At 61.7% G+C, this 15,157-nt stretch carries 15 protein-coding genes; 9 read left to right on the forward strand and 6 right to left on the reverse strand.

Annotation, left to right across the window (positions count from 1 at the left end; translation table 11 throughout):
- The 5 genes from HX873_RS01595 to HX873_RS01615 all read left to right on the forward strand — a co-directional run.
- The coding region (locus HX873_RS01595; protein WP_102642723.1) for a hypothetical protein at nucleotides 1–422 on the forward strand (422 nt) is incomplete at its 5' end.
- Between the two features lie 28 nt (nucleotides 423–450).
- The gene (locus tag HX873_RS01600) at nucleotides 451–1,149 is read left to right on the forward strand and encodes a fimbria/pilus chaperone family protein (RefSeq protein ID WP_008435638.1); all 699 of its coding nucleotides are present in this window, start codon (nucleotides 451–453) and stop codon (nucleotides 1,147–1,149) included.
- 141 nt (nucleotides 1,150–1,290) lie between these two features.
- Nucleotides 1,291–3,660 (forward strand): fimbria/pilus outer membrane usher protein, encoded by a 2,370-nt coding sequence (locus tag HX873_RS01605; RefSeq protein ID WP_177122287.1) that lies wholly within the window; start codon nucleotides 1,291–1,293, stop codon nucleotides 3,658–3,660.
- A gap of 11 nt (nucleotides 3,661–3,671) precedes the next feature.
- Nucleotides 3,672–4,799, forward strand: coding sequence for a DUF1120 domain-containing protein (locus tag HX873_RS01610; protein ID WP_177122278.1), 1,128 nt, complete (start codon nucleotides 3,672–3,674; stop codon nucleotides 4,797–4,799).
- Between the two features lie 15 nt (nucleotides 4,800–4,814).
- Entirely contained in the window at nucleotides 4,815–5,465 is a 651-nt protein-coding gene (locus tag HX873_RS01615) for a DUF1120 domain-containing protein (RefSeq protein WP_102369868.1), read from the forward strand.
- Here the strand turns inward: HX873_RS01615 and HX873_RS01620 are convergent.
- Nucleotides 5,462–6,742: a CynX/NimT family MFS transporter gene (locus HX873_RS01620; protein ID WP_177021817.1), complete on the reverse strand. Its 1,281-nt coding sequence runs from the start codon at nucleotides 6,740–6,742 to the stop codon at nucleotides 5,462–5,464. The two genes, HX873_RS01615 and HX873_RS01620, sit on opposite strands and share 4 nt — an antisense overlap.
- Nucleotides 6,732–7,391 carry a FadR/GntR family transcriptional regulator gene (locus tag HX873_RS01625; protein ID WP_003216331.1) on the reverse strand — a complete coding sequence of 220 codons (660 nt, stop codon included), beginning with the start codon at nucleotides 7,389–7,391 and terminating at the stop codon, nucleotides 6,732–6,734. The genes HX873_RS01620 and HX873_RS01625 overlap by 11 nt, the downstream gene beginning before the upstream one ends.
- A gap of 159 nt (nucleotides 7,392–7,550) precedes the next feature.
- Here HX873_RS01625 and HX873_RS01630 point away from each other — a divergent pair, with 159 nt between their 5' ends.
- Both HX873_RS01630 and HX873_RS01635 read left to right on the forward strand, forming a co-directional pair.
- Complete coding sequence (locus tag HX873_RS01630; RefSeq protein ID WP_003216329.1) at nucleotides 7,551–7,862, forward strand: type II toxin-antitoxin system MqsR family toxin; 312 nt, start codon at nucleotides 7,551–7,553, stop codon at nucleotides 7,860–7,862.
- The gene (locus HX873_RS01635; protein ID WP_003216327.1) at nucleotides 7,859–8,341 is read left to right on the forward strand and encodes a type II toxin-antitoxin system MqsA family antitoxin; all 483 of its coding nucleotides are present in this window, start codon (nucleotides 7,859–7,861) and stop codon (nucleotides 8,339–8,341) included. Before HX873_RS01630 ends, HX873_RS01635 begins: the two co-directional genes overlap by 4 nt.
- Nucleotides 8,342–8,402: 61 nt before the next feature.
- Here the strand turns inward: HX873_RS01635 and HX873_RS01640 are convergent, their stop codons facing one another.
- From HX873_RS01640 to HX873_RS01655, 4 genes are all read right to left on the reverse strand, one after another.
- Complete coding sequence (locus HX873_RS01640; RefSeq protein ID WP_003171943.1) at nucleotides 8,403–9,167, reverse strand: amino acid ABC transporter ATP-binding protein; 765 nt, start codon at nucleotides 9,165–9,167, stop codon at nucleotides 8,403–8,405.
- Nucleotides 9,168–9,177: 10 nt separating this feature from the next.
- Nucleotides 9,178–10,275, reverse strand: a complete 1,098-nt coding sequence (locus HX873_RS01645; protein ID WP_003216325.1) for an amino acid ABC transporter permease — start codon at nucleotides 10,273–10,275, stop codon at nucleotides 9,178–9,180.
- 10 nt (nucleotides 10,276–10,285) lie between these two features.
- The gene (locus HX873_RS01650) at nucleotides 10,286–11,467 is read right to left on the reverse strand and encodes an amino acid ABC transporter permease (protein ID WP_003216323.1); all 1,182 of its coding nucleotides are present in this window, start codon (nucleotides 11,465–11,467) and stop codon (nucleotides 10,286–10,288) included.
- Between the two features lie 72 nt (nucleotides 11,468–11,539).
- Nucleotides 11,540–12,571 (reverse strand): amino acid ABC transporter substrate-binding protein, encoded by a 1,032-nt coding sequence (locus HX873_RS01655; RefSeq protein ID WP_003216321.1) that lies wholly within the window; start codon nucleotides 12,569–12,571, stop codon nucleotides 11,540–11,542.
- A 347-nt stretch (nucleotides 12,572–12,918) separates the two neighbouring features.
- Here HX873_RS01655 and HX873_RS01660 point away from each other — a divergent pair, with 347 nt between their 5' ends.
- Both HX873_RS01660 and rhlB read left to right on the forward strand, forming a co-directional pair.
- Nucleotides 12,919–13,575, forward strand: a complete 657-nt coding sequence (locus tag HX873_RS01660; RefSeq protein ID WP_003216319.1) for an alpha/beta hydrolase — start codon at nucleotides 12,919–12,921, stop codon at nucleotides 13,573–13,575.
- Between the two features lie 96 nt (nucleotides 13,576–13,671).
- Nucleotides 13,672–15,147, forward strand: coding sequence for an ATP-dependent RNA helicase RhlB (gene rhlB, locus HX873_RS01665; RefSeq protein WP_177122279.1), 1,476 nt, complete (start codon nucleotides 13,672–13,674; stop codon nucleotides 15,145–15,147).
- Nucleotides 15,148–15,157 lie beyond the last annotated feature (10 nt).

Below are 15,157 nucleotides of genomic sequence, written 5' to 3' on the forward strand. Positions count from 1 at the left end.
CCCAATGGCTGGAGGTAGAGATCCACTGCAGCGGCCCCTTGTTGTTTGGCCTGATTGGCCTGGACAGCCGCGAAGATTCGTCCGCCGCACCGGACACTACCTACGGCCTGGGGAGAAACCCCAACGCGCCCGCGGAGCAGTTGGGTTACGTCGACCTGGCGTTCGAAGCGGCGCAAGGAGACGGCCAGGCCATGCAGTCACTTGTGTCAAACCCCGAAGGCGGCCTCTGGGCTCCCCAACCGGCCATCCACCCCAAGACACTCATGGGCTTTGCCCGTCCCGGCCGACCGTTTCCGGAACCCATCGTCACCCTGACCACCCGGATCCGCGCACAGACCACCATCCACCCGGCGAACCGTCTGACCCTCAGGCAAGACGTTCCCCTCGATGGCTCACTGGTCCTGGATTTGCGTTACCTCTAAGCCCTGTGATCATTTTAGGAACTGCGTCATGAAGACCTATCCAACCTTGCTGGCCCTGGGCTGGCTGCTGAGCACCCAGGCGTTTGCCGACGGCATGGTGCCCGACACCTCGGTGGTGATCGTCAACGAGGCCGACGGCGAAGCTTCGGTGTCGGTGACCAACACCGACGGCAAACTGGCCCTGCTGCACGTCACCCTGGAAGACATTCCGGAAGACACCGAATCGCTGCTGTTCGTCACCCCGCCCCTGTCCCGGGTCGAGGCCGATAAAAGCCAGCTGGTGCGCTTTATCCTGCGCAACCCCACGCCCCTGAAAACCCAACGCCTGAAGCGGGTGATCTTCGAAGGCATGCCCAAGGACCGTGACGCCGCCCAGGCTGGCCATGCGCGGGTGGGCGTGACCGTGCGCCAGAACCTGCCGGTGATCATTCATCCCAAGGGCCTGGCGCCGAACCGCACACCCTGGACCGGGCTGACCTGGTCGTTGAACGCCGGTCACCTGAACGTCGCCAACCCCACGCCTTACGTGGTGCGCCTGGCCCAGGAGCTGCAATTGCTGCCCGGCAAGCAGAGCCTGGTGCTGCCGCGCACTTATGTGTTGCCCGGCGAAACCCTGCGGCTCAGCACGCCCCACACCGCCACGGCCGTACGCCTGCAACCGGCCACCGTGTACGGCTTTGCCGTCGCCGCCTATGAAGCACCGATAACCGCCGCAAACGCTGAATAACGAAGTGACAGCCCTGTGACTGTCACCGGGAAGCCCGCCAACCGTTGCCGGCTTCCATAACCTGAGTGCCTTTACGTGAACACAGTAACCACTGACCCGGCTGGCGAAGCCGTGCCCGACTGTCCTTTACGCCCCGCCCGGATGCGGGCCGCGCTGCCACTGACCATGGCGTTGCTGTCGGCCGATGCCTGGGGCGACGCCTTCGACGCGCAAACCCTGCACCAGCGCGGTATCGACCCGGAACTGGCCTACCTGTTGCTGGACGCACCGCGCTACACCAGCGGCCGCCACGCCGTGAGCCTGACGGTGAACGGCCAGCGCCGTGGCCGCCTTGATGTGCAGTTCGACAGCCAGGGCGCGCTGTGCTTCGACCGCCCGCTGCTGGACGCGGCCGACCTGGTGATACCGGCCCCGCTGGCCGACAGCCGCTGCCATGACTTCCTCGGCGAATACCCGCAAACCGTGGTGGAGCAAGACCCCGCCAGCCTGAGCGTGAGCCTGATGGTGCCCACCGATGCCCTGCGCCCGCGCCAACGTGAGCTGTCCGGTTATGAAACCGGAGGGTTCGCCGGCTTGCTCAACTACGACCTCACCGGTTTGTACAACCGTTATGGCGACGACGCCAGCCGCTTCGGCTCGGCCAATACCGAGCTGGGCTTCAACGCCGGCGACTGGATCGTGCGCAGCCGCCAGGTACAGACCTGGCAAGACTCCCGGTCCCGCAGTACCCACCTGGAAGCCTATGCCCAGCGCACCTTCGCCGAGCAGCAGGCGGTGTTGCAGGCCGGGCAGATCAACCTCTACAACCCGGTGCTGTCGTCCGCGCAGATCACCGGCATGCAGCTGTTTACCGAACAGGCCCTGCAGGACCAGGAACAGGGCTCGACCATCAGCGGCATCGCCAACAGCCCGGCCCAGGTCGAGGTACGCCAGAACGGCGCGCTGATTCACTCCACGGTGGTGCCGGCCGGGCCGTTCTCGCTGACCGACGTGAGGCGCCTGAACACACGCTCCGACGTTGAAGTGACAGTCAAGGAAAGCACCGGCGAAGAGCGGCGCTTCACCGTGCCGGCGGCGATGCTCGGCATCGGCTTGCCAGCGCCGGGTTACTCGTTGGGAGCAGGCCGGGTGCGCAATATCGGCGATACACGGGGCGACGATCCATGGGTAATCAGCGGCGGCTGGAGCGGTGCGTTGAACCCGCGCCTGAGCCTGGGGGCCGGCGCACTGGCTGCCGAAGACTACCGCGCCACAGGTGCCAGCCTCGGCCTGTTGCCGTGGCCAGACGGCCACGTACAACTGTCGACCCAGATTGCCGATGCCCAACGCCTGGGTGAACGCGGCGTACAGACCGACCTGAGCCTGTCCCAGCGCCTGGGCCGGCAATGGTCGATCACCGCCGGCGCCTCCCACCGCACCATGGGCTACCGGGAGCTGGAAGACGCCGCCTACTACGACTCACGGGACGACGAAGGTCGCCTCACCCGCTATCGCGACCAGCAGAGCCTGGCCCTGGGCTGGGCCCATCCATGGCTGGGTGCCTTCAATGCCGGCCTGTCGCGCACCACCACGTTCAACGGCGAAAACAGCAGCCGTGCCCTGGCCTCATGGGGCACCAGCGTGCGCGGCGTGTCGCTGTCGGCCAGTGCCGAGTGGCAGGTCAGCGGCCGGCAGAATAACGAGAACGCGGTGTACCTGAACCTGAGCGTGCCACTGGGTGAGAACCGGCGTGGGCGCTCCTGGGTGCGCAACTCCGGTGGCGAGCATCGCATCGGCCTGGGGGTGAACGAGCAGGTCAACGATCAACTCAGTTACCGGGTCAGTGCCGAGCACGACAGCCGCGACCAACAAGTGGAATCCACCCTCGGCGTCTCCTATCTGCCGCGCTATGCACAACTGGACATGAACTACAGCCGCTCGGACGCCGAACGTTCCAGCTACCAGGGCGGCGCACGCGGTGCGGTGGTGGCCCACAGCGGTGGCGTGACCTTCTCGCCTTATCCGGTGCGCGAGACCTTTGCGCTGGTGTCTGTCGGCGATATGGCCGGGGTCAAGCTCACCACGCCCAGCGGCCCGGTGTGGACCGACTTCCAGGGCCAGGCCGTGGTACCGCAGGTGTCCGCCTACGGGCGCAGCCCCGTGGAAGTGCAAACCCAGTCGCTGCCGCGCAACGCCGATATCAGCAACGGCCTGGCCGTCATCAGCGCCGGGCGCGGCGCGGTGGATCGCGTGGAATTCGGCGTGGCCCTGACCCGTCGTGCCTTGCTCACAGTGACCACCGACCACGGCACGCCGCTGCCCCGTGGCGCCACGGTGAGTACCGTCGATGGCGAGTTCGTGACCCTGGTGCAGGAAGGCAGCCAGGTGTTCCTGCCGAACGTGCTGGACCCACGCCCCCTGTGGGTCAAGGCACCGGGCATGAGCCGCTGTGAACTGCAGGTTGAACTCGCGGAAAAAGCCGACCCGCAGGTGTATTTCGAAACCGCCCCGGCCCGCTGTGTAATGCCATGAGGAAGACTGTGATGAAGCGATTGTTACTGCTGGGATTGGCCCTGGGCACCATCGCCCAGGGCCGGGCGCACGCCGACGAATGCCAACTGACCCTAAGCCAGTCGCGCCTGGATTTCGGCGTGATGAACCGCGCCGTGCAGCGCAACCCCGGCGCAGAAATCCTGCTGGGAGAACGCCGCCTGAGCCTCAACCTGAACTGCCCGACGCCCACCGATATGCACGTGTTCTACCGGGCCCTGGCCGCGACCGCCGAGCGCTACCGCTTTACCGAGCGTGGCAGTTACCGCGTGCACATCAGCGATGCGGTACTCGACGGCCAGGCTGTTGAACTGGGGTTGACCAGCGGGCAAGGCCAGGCGCCCAGTGCCAGGGGCAGGACACTCGACTGGCGGCCCGACCAGGCCATCGTACCGTTGCGCGACGGTGCGCCGACCACCGGCAGCAGCTTCTCGGCGCAATTGCTGGTCAATGCCTGGGCGCAGGCCGACGCCCTGCAAGTGCGCGACGCGGTGACCTGGGAAGCCAGCGGCTTGATCGACGCCGTCGCCAGCGGCCGCGCACGGGAGTTGTCGCTGCAAGCCGGCTTCGCTCCGGCGGCCTGCGAGACCACGCTGTCCAACGGCGGCATCATCGACTTTGGCCGTATGTGGTCCAGGAGCCTTAACACCGACAAGGAAACCGGGCTGGTCTCCCGCAGCCTGCTGCTGAGTATCGGCTGCGACGGCCCGACTCATTTCGCCTTGCGCATGCATGACAACCGCAAAGGCTCGGCCACCGGCGGCATCGACGAAACCGCCTACGGCCTGGGAGTGGACGACAGCCGTAATAAAATCGGCCGGTACTTCCTCTATTTCGACCCCTTCGACCTGCGCGCCGATGCCCTGCCCCAGGTATATCGCACCGACTCCACCACCGGTGGCGTGGCCTGGAGCAGCTCCAGCGCCTACCCCATTCCCATCGGCAGCAGCAGTTTGCTCGGCTTTACCGCTCTACCCGGCAGCAATGCCGGCCCCACCGCGATCCAGAACCTGAGTGGGCAGATCAGCGTGCGCGCCGTCCTGTCCCCCATGAACAGCCTGGACCTGCGTACGGAAGTACTGCTCGACGGTTCGGGCACGATTGAAATCATCTACCTCTGATCAAGGAGTATGGTCATGCACCTACGCCAGCTTTCTCTCGCAACACTTGCCCTGCTGACCCTCAGCAGCGGTGCCACGGCAGCCTCCAGTGTCGAACTCGGCGTCACCGGCTTGCTCACTCCCAGTGCCTGTACACCGGCGCTGTCGAGCAACGGGCTGATCGACTACGGCAAGATTTCCCAACAGGAGTTGAACATTGATCGCGGCAAACGCCTGCCGGTGCGCTACCTGAGCGTGACCATCAACTGCGAGGCAGCGACTCGCTACGCCCTGCGCATGAGCGACAACCGCGACGGCACCGCCAACGTCAACAGCGAAATTTACTACGGGCTGGGCCTGGACCCGAGTGGCAACAAGATCGGGCTGTACTCCCTGACCTTCGACCCCAAGCAGACGGTGATCGACAGCCTGCCGGAGGTTTACGGCACCGAGTCCACCAGCGGCGGGATCGCCTGGCGCACCGCCAACAGCAACCCGATCGACATCGGTTCGCGCAGCTTTCTCGGCTTTACCGACACCGTCGGCAGCACCAGCGGGCCGACGGCCTTCCAGACGCTGAGCAGCCTGGTCAGGGTCGATACGGTGATCGCTGCCAAGAACAATCTCGACCTCAGCAGCGACGTGCATATCGATGGTTCCAGCACTATGGAAGTGCTGTACCTCTAGACCTTTTCGCTGGTCACGCCGACATACCGCGCACGCCCGGCGCCCAACCCCGCGATGATCGCGCCCAGGCCGATCACCGCGAAAATCCAGCCGGTGGCGTTCCAGCCACCGGTCCAGTCATGCACCAGCCCGACCGCGAACGGCCCCATGGACGCCAGGGTGTAGCCGATGCCCTGGGCCATGCTCGACAGGTTGGCGGCTACATGGGAGTCCCGTGAACGCAGCACGATCAAGGTCAGCGCCAGGCTGAAAGTGCCACCCTGGCCCAGGCCCAGCAGAATCGCCCAGCCCCACAAGCCGTCCAACGGTGCATACAGGCAACCGAACAGGCCGCCCAGGGTCAGCACCATCACCACCACGATGGCCAGGCGCTGGTCCTTGCCGCGGGTGGCCAGCCAGGGCGCAGCCAGGGAACTGGCCAGTTGCACAATCACCGAACCGGAAAGCACCAGGCCCGCCTGGGTGGCGCTCAGGCCACGGCCGATCAGGATCGACGGCAGCCAGCCAAACACAATGTACGCCAGGGAGGATTGCAGGCCCATGTACAGGGTCACCTGCCAGGCCAGCGGATCACGCAACAAGCCCTTCACGCGATAGGCCACCTGGTGCGCGCCGTGTTTCTGGCCAACTTGCGGCAACCAGAACAACGCCGCGACCAACGCCGGGAGAATCCAGAACCCCAGGCCGATGTTCCAGCTGTCGCCGAAGTAATGACTCAGCGGCACCGTGGATCCCGCCGCCAGCGCTGCACCCAGGCACAGGGCCATGGTGTACACGCCGGTCATGGTGCCGGCCTGTTTGGCGAAATCGCGCTTGACGATACCGGGCAACAGCACCCCGATGATGCCGATACTCGCACCCGCCAGCAGGCTGCCGGCGAACAGCCCGGCCTCACCGAATGAACTGCGCAGGATGATGCCGCCGGCCAGGGTCAGCAGAATGCCCAGCACCACCCGCTCGGCGCCAAAACGTCGGGCCAGGATCGGAGCCAGTGGCGCGAACAGGCCCAGGCACAAGACGGGCAGCGTCGTCAGCAACCCGGCCTTGGCCGCCGAGAGACCCAGGCTGTGGGAGACCTCAGCGAGCAGCGGCGCCATGCTCGACAACGCCGGGCGCAGGTTCAGCGCCACCAGGATCAGGCCCAACAGCAACAACCACGGACGGCTTACCACCGGCGGGCTGTGCTGGACCTCATCGTCATCGGCTTCGGCGTCGATCAGCAGTTCATCAAGGGCATTTTCTGAACGGGGCATGGTGGTCTCGGGTTCAAGGTTCATTGATCAACTGCCGGGACAGGGCCTTGGCGCGTTCCGGGTCCTGTTGTTCCACGGCATCGAGCAAGGCGCCGTGCAGGTCGAACACCGCTTGCCGGCGCGGCTGGATGTTCAGGGTCTGGCGCAGTTGCGCGCCGACAATGCTCGAGAAGTACTGATACAGCTCGCTCAAGGCCGGGTTGTGGGCCGCGTCCACCAGGCGTTTGTGGAACACCAGGTCGCAGCTGATGTAGTGCTCAAGATCACCATGGTAATGGTCGCCGCTGGCGTTGAGGGCCGCGCGCAAAGCGACCAGGTCTTCATCGGTGCGGCGCAACGCGGCCAAGCCGACTGCCTCGACTTCAAGAATCTGCCGCGTCTCCTGCGCCTGAGCCAGGGTGCAGTGGGACAAGGCTTTCATCGCTCCCAGCGGGTCGGTCATGGAGCGCAAATAGCTGCCGTCGCCCTGGCGGATCTCGATCAACCCGGAGAATGCCAATACGCGCATGGCTTCACGCACGGTGTTGCGGCTGATCCCCAACTCGGCAGACAACTCGGGCTCGGTGGGCAGGCGTTCGCCGATGGCCCATACGCCTTGGGTGATGCGCTGGCGCAACTGTTCGAGGGCTTGATCGACGAGGGAGCGTTTGATCAGGGGGGCGATGTCTGTCATGGGTTTCGTCCTTTCATCCAATCATAGGATGAATTTTCCCACAGCCTATTCGGAGTTGCCTACAAAGGCAACGCACTAGGGTTCTTGGGCAGGCAAAGGAGCAGTATTTTCGATTGGTAAAATTACCCTCAGAGGGTAATTATTGGACTCAGGTGTCTTATGGAAAAGTACACACCTCATTACGATCTGGCGGTGATAAAGGCGGATGTCAGGCGGCTTGGAAAGCAAGCATTTACTCAAAGCGCACGCCGTTGCGGCGAGGATCTTGATTTAAGCATCGAACAAATGCAGGCGGTCATTTTCGAGTTGAAAAACACGATGTTATACAAGTCGATGACCACTCATGACGACCATCGAGTTTGGCAAGATGTGTATCACATTCACTCACATGATCTGGAGATCTACATCAAGGTGACCTACCGCACGGATGGTAAACCTCCGGTGATCTCCTTCAAGGAGAAAAACCCATGAAAACAGAGCAATGCTTCAGCTGCGGCAGGCATGACGGAATGCATCACTTCTCAGGACGTAGCGAAACATCGGAAGTCAAAGGTTTGCATCGCCGTATAGACGATCTGTCTGGATGGGAGTGCCAGGCATGTGGAGAGGTGATCCTGGACCCCGAAGACGCGGAACGCTATTCAGACCACTGCGATGAAATCGTTCACAGTTTCAGGCAGATGGTCGGCACCGAGATGAAGCGCATACGCCGCAAACTGCACCTTTCACAAAAAGAAACGGTACAACTGCTATCGGGTGGCGGCCACAACGCCTTATCTCGTTACGAGCGCGGTGAGGTATTGCCCCCCAAATCCCTGGTAGTCCTGATGCGTTTGCTTGAGCGTCACCCCCACTTGCTGGTCGAAGCAAAAATCCTGAGTGAAGGCGCAGATCTTCGCAATTCCGTGCATACGGTACATAAAGAGCACGAGACCCTGACGACAACTTGATTGATGGCAAAAATAAACCCGGCACCAGGCCGGGTTTATTGTTTCAAGCATTACCCATGGATCAATGCAAAATCTGGCTCAAGAACAACTTGGTCCGATCATTCTGCGGGTTGTCGAAGAAGTCATTCGGCGCCGCCTGTTCAACGATCTCGCCCTTGTCCATGAAGATCACGCGGTTGGCCACGGTGCGCGCAAAGCCCATTTCGTGGGTCACGCAGAGCATGGTCATGCCGTCTTCCGCCAGGCCGATCATGGTGTCCAGTACCTCTTTCACCATTTCCGGATCGAGCGCCGAGGTCGGCTCATCGAACAGCATGATTTTCGGCTTCATGCACAGCGCACGGGCAATCGCCACGCGCTGTTGCTGGCCGCCGGACAACTGCCCCGGAAACTTGTGGGCCTGCTCCGGAATACGCACGCGCTCAAGGTAGTGCATGGCAATTTCTTCAGCCTTGCGCTTGGGCATCTTGCGTACCCACATCGGGGCCAGCGTGCAGTTCTGCAGGATGGTCAGGTGCGGGAACAGGTTGAAGTGCTGGAACACCATGCCGACTTCGCGGCGGATCGCTTCGATCTGCTTGAGGTCGTTGGTCAGTTCCACGCCATCGACCACGATGCGGCCCTGCTGGTGCTCTTCCAGGCGGTTGAGGCAGCGGATGGTGGTGGACTTGCCGGAACCCGACGGCCCGCACAGCACGATACGTTCGCCCTGCTTGACGTTCAGGTTGATGTCTTTCAACACATGGAACTGGCCGTACCACTTGTTGACGCCCTGCATCTGAATAATGCCTTCAGGGCTCACAGGCTGTTTGATCGCTTCACTCATCACAACACTCCTAACGCTTGTGGCCTGTGTCCAGCTTGTGTTCCAAATGAATGGAATAGCGGGACATACCAAAACAGAAAATCCAGAACACCAGGGCGGCGAACACGTAGCCTTCAGTGGCCATGCCCAACCATTTCGGGTCGGCGGCGGCTTGCTTGACGCTGTTGAGCAGGTCGAACAGGCCGATGATGATCACCAGGCTAGTGTCCTTGAACAACGCGATAAACGTGTTGACGATCCCCGGGATCACCATCTTCAGTGCCTGGGGCAAAATCACCAGGCCCATGCTGCGCCAGTAACCCAGGCCCATCGCGGCCGCAGCCTCGTATTGGCCCTTGGGAATCGCCTGCAAGCCACCGCGCACCACTTCGGCTACATAGGCCGACTGGAACAGGATCACGCCGATCAAGGCCCGCAGCAATTTGTCGATGCCCATGCCTTCCGGCAGGAACAGCGGCAACATTACCGACGACATGAACAGCACCGTGATCAACGGTACGCCGCGCCAGAACTCGATGAAGGTCACGCAGACCACACGAATCGCCGGCATGTTCGAACGCCGACCCAACGCCAGCACAATGCCCAGCGGCAAGGCCCCGGCAATGCCGACGGTGGCGATCACCAGGGTCAGCATCAAGCCGCCCCACTGGCTGGTGGCCACGTTGGTCATGCCGAAGATCCCGCCGTGCAGCAGGAAGTAGGCAACGATCGGGTACACCACCAAAAAGCTCAGGCCGTAGACCGCCTTGCGCGTGAAGCGCGAGATGAACAACGGCGCCACACCCACGATGGCCAGCCACACGGTCAGGTCGACGCGCCAGCGCAGGTCGCCGGGGTAGTAGCCGTACATGAACTGCCCGAAGCGCTGTTGGATAAACACCCAGCAGGCGCCCTCCTTGGTGCAGTCGGCGCGGGTGGTACCGACCCAGTTTGCATCGAGGATCGCCCAGTGCAGGATCGGCGGCACGACCAGGTAGATCAGGTAGAACGCCAGCAATGTCAGCAGGGTGTTGAGCCAGCTGGAAAACAGGTTGGCGCGCATCCATGCCATCGGCCCGAACACTTTGTTCGGTGGCGGCATATCAGGTTTGAAAGTATGCGTACTCATGCAGGTTTCCTCACCGCTCGATCAGCGCAATGCGCTTGTTGTACCAGTTCATCAGCAGGGAAATGCTGATGCTGATCGCCAGGTACACGCTCATGGTGATGGCAATAACCTCGATGGCCTGGCCGGTCTGGTTGAGCACCGTGCCGGCAAACAGCGAAACCATTTCCGGGTAACCGATACCGGCGGCCAGTGACGAGTTTTTCGCCAGGTTCAGGTATTGGCTGGTCAGCGGCGGAATGATCACGCGTAGGGCTTGCGGGATGATCACCTTGCGCAGGGTCGGACCGTTGCGCAGCCCGAGGGAACGCGCCGCTTCGGTCTGGCCGTGGCTGACGGACTTGATGCCTGAACGCACGATCTCGGCGATAAACGCCGCGGTATACACGGTCAGGGCCAGGGTCAGCGCCAGCAACTCGGGAATCAGTACCCAGCCGCCGACGAAGTTGAAGCCTTGCAGCTTGGGCATTTCCCAGTGCAGCGGCGCGCCGAACACCAAAGCGCACAGCGCAGGGATCACCACCAACAGCGCCAGGCCGGCCCAGAACTTGTGGAACGGAACACCGGTGGCTTCAAAGCGTTTATTTGCCCAACGGGCCATCAGCACAATGGCGATGATTGCCACCACGACGCTGATCACAAACGGCCAGAAACCCTCCGCCATCAACGCGGCGGGCATGTTCAGGCCACGGCTGCTGACAAAGAACGTGTCGCCGAAGTTGTGGCTGTTGCGCGGCCCCGGCATCGTCAGGAATACCGCGAAGTACCAGAACAGGATTTGCAGCAGCGGCGGAATGTTGCGGAACACTTCCACATACACCGTGGCCAGCTTGTTGATCATCCAGTTGGGCGACAAGCGCGCCACACCGATGATGAACCCGAGGATGGTCGCCAGGACCACACCGATCACCGTCACCAGCAGGGTGTTGAGCAGACCGATCACAAAGACCCGGGCATAGCTGTCCGATTCGGTGTAGTCGATCAGGTGCTGAGCGATGCCGAAGCCGGCACTGCGCTCAAGAAAGTCGAAACCCGAGGTAATGCCCCGGTGTTGAAGGTTGGTTTGCGTGTTGTTGAACAGGTACCAGCCCAACGAGACCACCGCCACAATCGTGATGATCTGGAATAGCCACGCACGCACTTTTGGATCACTGAAGCTGAGCTTCTGTTTTGGTGCGCCGATTTGATTTTGCATTAAGTGCCCCAGAAATAATGGAACAGAACATCACCCGGCGGTTGGCCCACCGGGTGATAGAACCATCAGCGATCAGCGCACAGGTGGTGCGTATTGAATGCCACCGTTGGTCCACAGAGCGTTCAGGCCACGATCGATTTCCAGAGGCGTGCTCTTGCCGAGGTTTTTCTCGAACACTTCGCCGTAGTTACCGACCTGCTTGACGATCTGTACGACCCAGTCCTTCTTCACTTTCAGGTCTTTGCCGTATTCGCCGTCAGCACCCAGCAGACGGGCAACGTCCGGGTTCTTGGTGGACTTGGCTTCAGCTTCGACGTTTTTGGAGGTGATACCGGCTTCTTCGGCGTTGAGCATGGCGTAGCCAACCCAGCGCACGATGGCCAGCCACTCGTCGTCGCCGTTACGCACGACAGGGCCCAGTGGTTCTTTGGAAATGGTTTCCGGCAGTACCACGTAGTCTTTCGGCGAAGCCAGCTTGCTGCGCTGTGCGTAGAGCTGGGACTTGTCGGAGGTCAGTACGTCGCAACGACCGGATTCCAGCGACTTGGCGCTTTCATCGGAGGTGTCGAACGTGATCGGGGTGTACTTCAGGTTGTTGGCGCGGAAGTAGTCGGAAACGTTCAGCTCAGTGGTGGTACCGGCCTGGATGCAGATGGTTGCACCGTCCAGTTCCTTGGCGCTTTTAACGCCCAGCTTGTTGTTCACCAGGAAACCAACACCGTCGTAGTAGGTGATGAAACCCGGGAATTTCAGGCCCATGCCGGCATCGCGGGAGCTGGTCATGGTGGTGTTGCGCGACAGGATGTCGACTTCGCCAGACTGAAGCGCGGTGAAACGCTCCTTGGCATTCAACTGGCTGAATTTGACCTTGGTTGCGTCGCCGAATACGGCAGCGGCAACAGCACGGCACACGTCAGCGTCGATCCCGAGGATCTTGCCGCTGGCGTCCGGCACCGAGAAGCCCGGCAGACCGTCGCTCACGCCACACTGCACAAAGCCTTTCTTCTGTACGGCATCCAGAGTGGCGCCAGCCTGGGCGAAACCACTGACACCCAGTACGGTAGCCGCGGTCACGATGGCCAGGGTGGATTTCAATACCTTCATTCAAACCTCCAGTTTTGCTCTTGTTGTGTCGGAGCTCGAACCCCACCGCACCCTTATGAGGCGACATCGACCCGTGTTGGCTTTTTTTGGGGTCAAACAGCATGAGGTTTTTGCTTTAAGTCCAGTTGCTATCCCACAGGCGCCAGTCACTGATAGTGTTACCGCCTGGGGTGAGCCTTGACATCGGGTTTCACATAGCAAGCCCCGTACCAGACTGATGGCTGAGTCGTTTCAGCCCATGGTCAAGAGCAAAAGATTCAACCTTGCGACATTCTCTTAACAGATCAACCCGTCGCGCACCGTTCCGACGCACTCAATCGGAGCGCACGCACATTTATGGAGCAGACATGACCGAACCCTTGATTCTTCAGCCCGCCAAGCCCGCAGACGCCTGCGTAATCTGGTTGCATGGCCTGGGTGCCGATCGCTACGACTTCCTGCCCGTGGCCGAAGCCCTGCAGGAAAAACTCCTGTCGACGCGCTTTGTCCTGCCCCAGGCGCCGACACGCCCGGTGACCATCAATGGCGGCTACGAGATGCCGAGCTGGTACGACATCAAGGCCATGAGCCCGGCGCGTTCCATCAGTGTTGAAGAGCTGGAAGCCTCGGCAAAAATGGTTACCGACCTGATCAAGGAACAAAAAAGCAGCGGGATAGACGCCTCGCGGATTTTCCTCGCCGGTTTTTCCCAGGGTGGCGCCGTGGTGTTCCACACCGCGTTCCTGAAATGGCAGGGCGCCTTGGGTGGCGTGATCGCCCTTTCCACCTACGCTCCCACTTTCGGTGACGAACTCGAATTGTCGGCGAGCCAGCAACGGATTCCGGCGCTGTGCCTGCACGGCCAATACGACGACGTGGTGCAGAACGCCATGGGTCGCAGCGCCTATGAGCATTTGAAGTCGCGCGGTGTCACCGTCGCATGGCAGGAATACCCAATGGGCCACGAAGTGTTACCCCAGGAGATACACGATATCGGTGACTGGTTGGCCGCCCGCCTGGGCTGAAAACCACCCATTGTGTAGCCGCATGACCAACGCACTACGCCGCGCCCGATTCTTGCATTACACTGGCCGGCGTACATTCCTTAACCAATTGATGAGATGACCGTGCTCAAAGCACTCAAGAAGATGTTCGGTAAAAGCGAGGCTGAGCAGCTCGCGCCAGGTTCCAGTGCCCCCGCCCACGTTCAAGGCAGCCGCAATGACGGCCAGCAGCCTGGCCGGACCGCACCTGTAGCCTCGCCAAAAAAAGAGCCGGTGACCACACCCGCCACGGTTAACGTCGCTGAAGAGCCAGCCGCCGACCAACCACGCCAGGAAAAGCCGCGCCGTGAACGCGCGCCCAAACCTGTGGTTATTCCCTGGAAACTGGAAGACTTCGCCGTCGAACCCCAGGAAGGCAAAACCCGCTTTCATGATTTCAAACTCGCCCCGGAACTGATGCACGCCATCCAGGACCTGGGTTTCCCGTACTGCACGCCGATCCAGGCGCAGGTATTGGGCTTCACCCTCGCCGGCAAAGACGCCATCGGTCGCGCCCAGACCGGTACCGGCAAGACCGCCGCCTTCCTGATCTCGATCATTACGCAGTTGTTGCAGACCCCACCGCCAAAAGAGCGCTACATGGGTGAACCCCGCGCACTGATCATCGCCCCGACCCGGGAGCTGGTGGTACAGATCGCCAAGGACGCCGCCGACCTGACCAAGTACACCGGCCTCAACGTGATGACGTTTGTTGGCGGGATGGACTTCGACAAGCAGCTCAAGCATCTGGAAGCGCGCCACTGCGACATCCTGGTGGCCACCCCGGGGCGCTTGCTGGACTTCAACCAGCGCGGCGACGTGCACCTGGACATGGTCGAAGTGATGGTGCTGGACGAAGCCGACCGCATGCTCGACATGGGTTTCATCCCACAAGTGCGTCAGATCATTCGCCAGACCCCGCCGAAGAACGAGCGCCAGACCCTGCTGTTCTCCGCGACCTTCACCGAAGACGTGATGAACCTCGCCAAGCAGTGGACCACCGACCCGTCCATCGTCGAGATCGAGGCACTCAACGTCGCCAGCGAGAACGTCGAACAGCATATCTATGCCGTGGCCGGTGCCGACAAATACAAGCTGCTCTACAACCTGGTCAACGACAACGGTTGGGAGCGGGTCATGGTGTTTGCCAACCGCAAGGACGAAGTGCGCCGCATCGAAGAACGCCTGGTGCGTGATGGCGTGAATGCCGCGCAACTGTCCGGCGACGTGCCGCAGCACAAGCGCATCAAGACCCTGGAAGGTTTCCGCGAAGGCAAGATTCGCGTGCTGGTGGCCACCGACGTGGCCGGGCGCGGGATTCACATCGATGGCATCAGCCACGTGATCAACTTCACCCTGCCGGAAGTGCCGGACGACTACGTGCACCGGATTGGCCGTACCGGCCGCGCGGGCGCGGCGGGCGTGTCCATCAGCTTTGCCGGTGAAGACGACTCGTATCAGTTGCCGTCGATCGAAACCTTGCTGGGCCGCAAGATCAGCTGCGAAACGCCGCCGACGCATTTGTTGCGTCCGGTGGAGCGCAAACGCCCTTAAGCTGGAAGAC

Source organism: Pseudomonas sp. P7758, from assembly GCF_013386485.1.
In the GTDB taxonomy this organism is placed as follows: Bacteria; Pseudomonadota; Gammaproteobacteria; order Pseudomonadales; family Pseudomonadaceae; genus Aquipseudomonas.